Origin of the sequence: Actibacterium naphthalenivorans (genome assembly GCF_014196965.1) — a bacterium.
Classification (GTDB): Bacteria; Pseudomonadota; Alphaproteobacteria; order Rhodobacterales; family Rhodobacteraceae; genus Actibacterium_A; species Actibacterium_A naphthalenivorans.
In genome coordinates this window covers 1-3860 of the sequence record NZ_JACIEQ010000033.1, presented here as the reverse complement: position 1 = coordinate 3860, position 3860 = coordinate 1, and the positions used below count along the sequence as shown (strand labels likewise).

The 3860-nt window shown below is 65.0% G+C and carries 1 protein-coding gene; it reads left to right on the top strand.

Annotation, left to right across the window (positions count from 1 at the left end):
• Positions 1-3860: strawberry notch family protein (locus GGR17_RS20035; RefSeq protein ID WP_183314828.1), on the top strand; the 3860-nt coding region annotated here is incomplete at both ends.

Genomic DNA, 3860 nt, shown 5'->3' with positions numbered 1-3860 from the left:
GCCTGGGACTGGCGCATGGCCTATGACATGATGCAGGCAGCGGCCATCCAGGTGTTTCTGCGTGGGGCCGGTGCCACAGCAGACATCGCCAACGCAAAACTCCTCGCCTCACGTCTCCTTACGGAAACCCGCCGGTCAGAGCAGCAGATCCGGCTACAGCAGTTTTCCACGCCGCTGCCATTCGCGGCGCTGGTTTTGCGGGCCGCGGCGATCCGCAAGGGCGAGACCGTTCTGGAGCCCTCGGCTGGCACCGGTGCCCTGGCTGCTTTCGCCGCCCGGGCCGGTGCCACGCTTCTGCTCAACGAGATCGACCCCTTTCGCCAGCGCCTCCTGCGCGCGGTTTTCGGCGGCGAGGTCACAGGCCATGACGGCGAGCATATCGATGATCTGCTGCAGACGCCGGTTCTACCCGAGGTCGTGGTGATGAACCCGCCCTTCGCCTCCTCGGTCGATCGCTCCCGAGACAAGCACATCGCCGCCAAGCATCTCATCGCGGCTGCAAAGCGCCTGGCACCCGGCGGGCGGCTGGTGGCGATCATGCCGCCGGGATTCACGCCCGAACGCGATGCCGCGCATTGGTCCCGCGCCTGCGGTCTCCTGACGCCGCGATTGGCGCTGACGATGCCGGGACAGGTCTATCGCAAGCTCGGCACCTCTGTCGAAACCCAGCTGATGGTCTTCGACAAGGTGCAGGAGGACGGCGAAATGATCCGCGCCAGTGTCCGGGACTTGGATGAAGCCCTTCCTTTTGTCGACGCAGTTGCCGCGACCCGGCCCGAGATGCGCCCCGTCCAACGGGCTGAAGCGATCCCTCATGCGCGACCGATCGTTCCATCATCTGCCCCGCGCAAGACCGCTGCTGCGCCTGTCGCCGCCTCCAAATCTCGGGCCAATGCCGTTGTCCCGCTCACTTTCAAGAGCCTCGATATCCCGCGCGACAACACGCCCATCTCGGACATCTATGCGCGCTACCGTCCGCAGCGGATCGAGATCGCGGGTGCGCAAGAACATCCCACGCCGCTCGTCGAGAGCATCGCCATGGCCTCGGTTGCCCCGCCCATGCCCTCAAACACGGGCAGTGATGACTTGCGCCTGCCCGCACGGTTGATCGAGGAGGGACATCTCTCCGAGGCGCAGCTGGAAACCATCATCATGGCGCATGACGCCCATGGGCGCGACCTGCCCGGTCGGTTTACCATCGATGACGACCAGACCAAGCTGACGCGCGTCGATGATGACCCGGATGCACGGGCCTATCGCCTTGGTTACTTTCTCGGCGACGGCACCGGTTGCGGCAAGGGACGCGAATGCGCAGGGCTCATCCTTGTCAACTGGCTTTCCGGGCGCAGGAAGGCGATCTGGGTCTCCAAATCCGCCACGCTCATCGAGGACGCCATCCGCGACTGGACCGATCTCGGCGGCTCGCCAGCCGACATCCAGCCGCTCTCCAAATGGAAACCGGACCAGCCCGTCCCTATGGGTGACGGTATCCTCTTCGTCACCTACGCCACGCTGCGGTCCGCGGGCAAATGCGGCACCACGCGACTGAGCCAGATCCTCGACTGGATGGGCGAAGACTTTGAAGGCGTACTGGCCTTTGATGAGGCCCATGCCATGCAGAACGCGGCCGGGTCCGAGCAGGGCAGGGGGGTCAAACCCTCCCAGCAGGGACTTGCTGGCCTGCGGCTGCAACTGGCAGCACCCCGCGCTCGCGTCTTCTACATCTCGGCCACGGGTGCCACGAGCGTGCACAACCTGGCCTATGCCGCGCGGCTAGGGCTCTGGGGGCAAGGCCCCGAATACCCTTTCCCGAGCCGCGAGAGTTTCGTGTCGGCGATGGAAGCTGGCGGCGTTGCCGCCATGGAGGTGGTCGCCCGTGATCTCAAAACGCTCGGCCTCTATACCGCCCGCGCCCTCAGCTTTGATGGCGTGGAGTATGACGTGCTCGAACACGCGCTCACCCCGGCCCAGATCGAGGTCTACGACGCCTACGCGGGCGCGTTTCGTACGATCCACCACAATCTCGAGGCCGCGCTGACAGCGACCGGCGTCAACGATGCCTCGGGGGAGACTAATGCCTCGGCCGCACGCGCCTCGGCCAAGTCCCGCTTCGAGAGCACGAAACAGCGCTTCTTCAACCATCTCCTGATGGGCATGAAAGCCCCGACCATCATCCGCGCCATCGAGGACGATCTCGCGGCAGGCAACGCTTGCGTCATTCAGGTGGTCTCGACAGGTGAGAGCCTGCTGAAACGCAGACTTGAGACGATGGACCCGGAGGATGAACTCGTCGAGGGTGCGCTAACGCCGCGCGACTACGTCCTGGGCTATCTCGAACAGGCCTTCCCGATTCATGCGCAAAAGCTGGTCGAGATCGACGGCAATATGGTGGCGGAACCCTTGCGGGATGAGACCGGCGCGCTGGTTGTCTCGCGCGAGGCGCTCGCCCTGCGCGATGCGGCCATGATGGAGTTGATGACGCTCGCCCCGATCCCCTCGGCGCTCGATCAGATCCTCTGGGCTTTTGGCGACGAGGCCGTCGCAGAGGTCACGGGGCGGTCCATCCGGCCCCTCAAGGCCGAGGATGGCCATCTCTTCATCGAGAAGCGCAGCGCCAGTAGCAATTCGTCCGAGACCCAAGCCTTTATGGATGGTGAGAAGGATATCCTGATCTTCTCCGATGCGGGCGGGACGGGCCGGTCCTATCACGCGGCGCAAACGGCGAAGAACCAGAAACGGCGGCGGCACTACCTGCTGGAGCCCGGCTGGCGCGCCGATGCGGCCATCCAGGGGCTGGGCCGCACGCATCGCTCGGCGCAGGTCAGCGCGCCCTTCTTCCGGGTCTGCACCTCGGATGTGCATGGCGAGAAGCGTTTCACCTCGACGATTGCCAAGCGCCTCGACCAGCTAGGGGCCTTGACCAAGGGTCAGCGCGAGACCGGCTCGCAAGGCATGTTCCGCGAGGAGGACAATCTCGAAAGCCCGATCGCGCGGGCGGCACTGCGTGGGTATTTCGCCGATCTTGCCGCCGGGCGCGCTGAGGCGATGAGCTACGAGAGCTTCACCGACTGGACGGCCCTGCGGCTGATCGACAAGGACGGGGTGCTCCTTGAGGAGCTTCCGCCGATCCAGCGGTTTCTGAACCGGGTTCTGGCCCTGCCCATCCACATGCAGAATGCGCTCTTTGCCGAGTTCATGCGCCGGATCGCTGATCAGACGGAACGGGCGCGCGCGGCAGGCACGCTCGATCTCGGCGTGGAAACCCTGCGTGGCGAAAAGATCGAACAGGTCTCCACCGAGGATCTCTGGACCTGCCCGAAATCCGGCGCGGTGACGCGGATCATCGGGCTCGAGGTCACGGATCCGGTGCATGTCCTTGACGCCGAAGAGGCCATATCGCGCAATCCGGACAAGCTGCCCATGGTCAATCGCGCCTCCGGTCGCGCGGCGCTCATCTCGGCGCGCCCCATGCAGATGTATGACGAGGATATCGTGACGCTGATGCGCAAGGCGGTGCGGCCAAACGGGTCGAGCTATTTCGAAGAGGCACGGTTCGAGTCCTCGGCCTGGGAAGAGATCGGCAAGCCTGAGTTCGTACGGCTTTGGGATGAAGAGGCTGCGTCCCTGCCGAAAACCACCACGACCAAGCTCTACCTGCTGACGGGGCTGCTGTTGCCGATCTGGAAGGACATCCCGACCACCAATGAGCGCATCTACCGGGTCACGCCCGATGGGGCGACCGCGATGATCGGGCGCACGCTCAGTGAGGAAGGGGCAGCGGCCCTCCGCGCACGCTTCCTCGTCTCCAACCCGGTGACACCGCAGGAGATGTTGACCGCTGCCCTCGGCACCACCGCGCC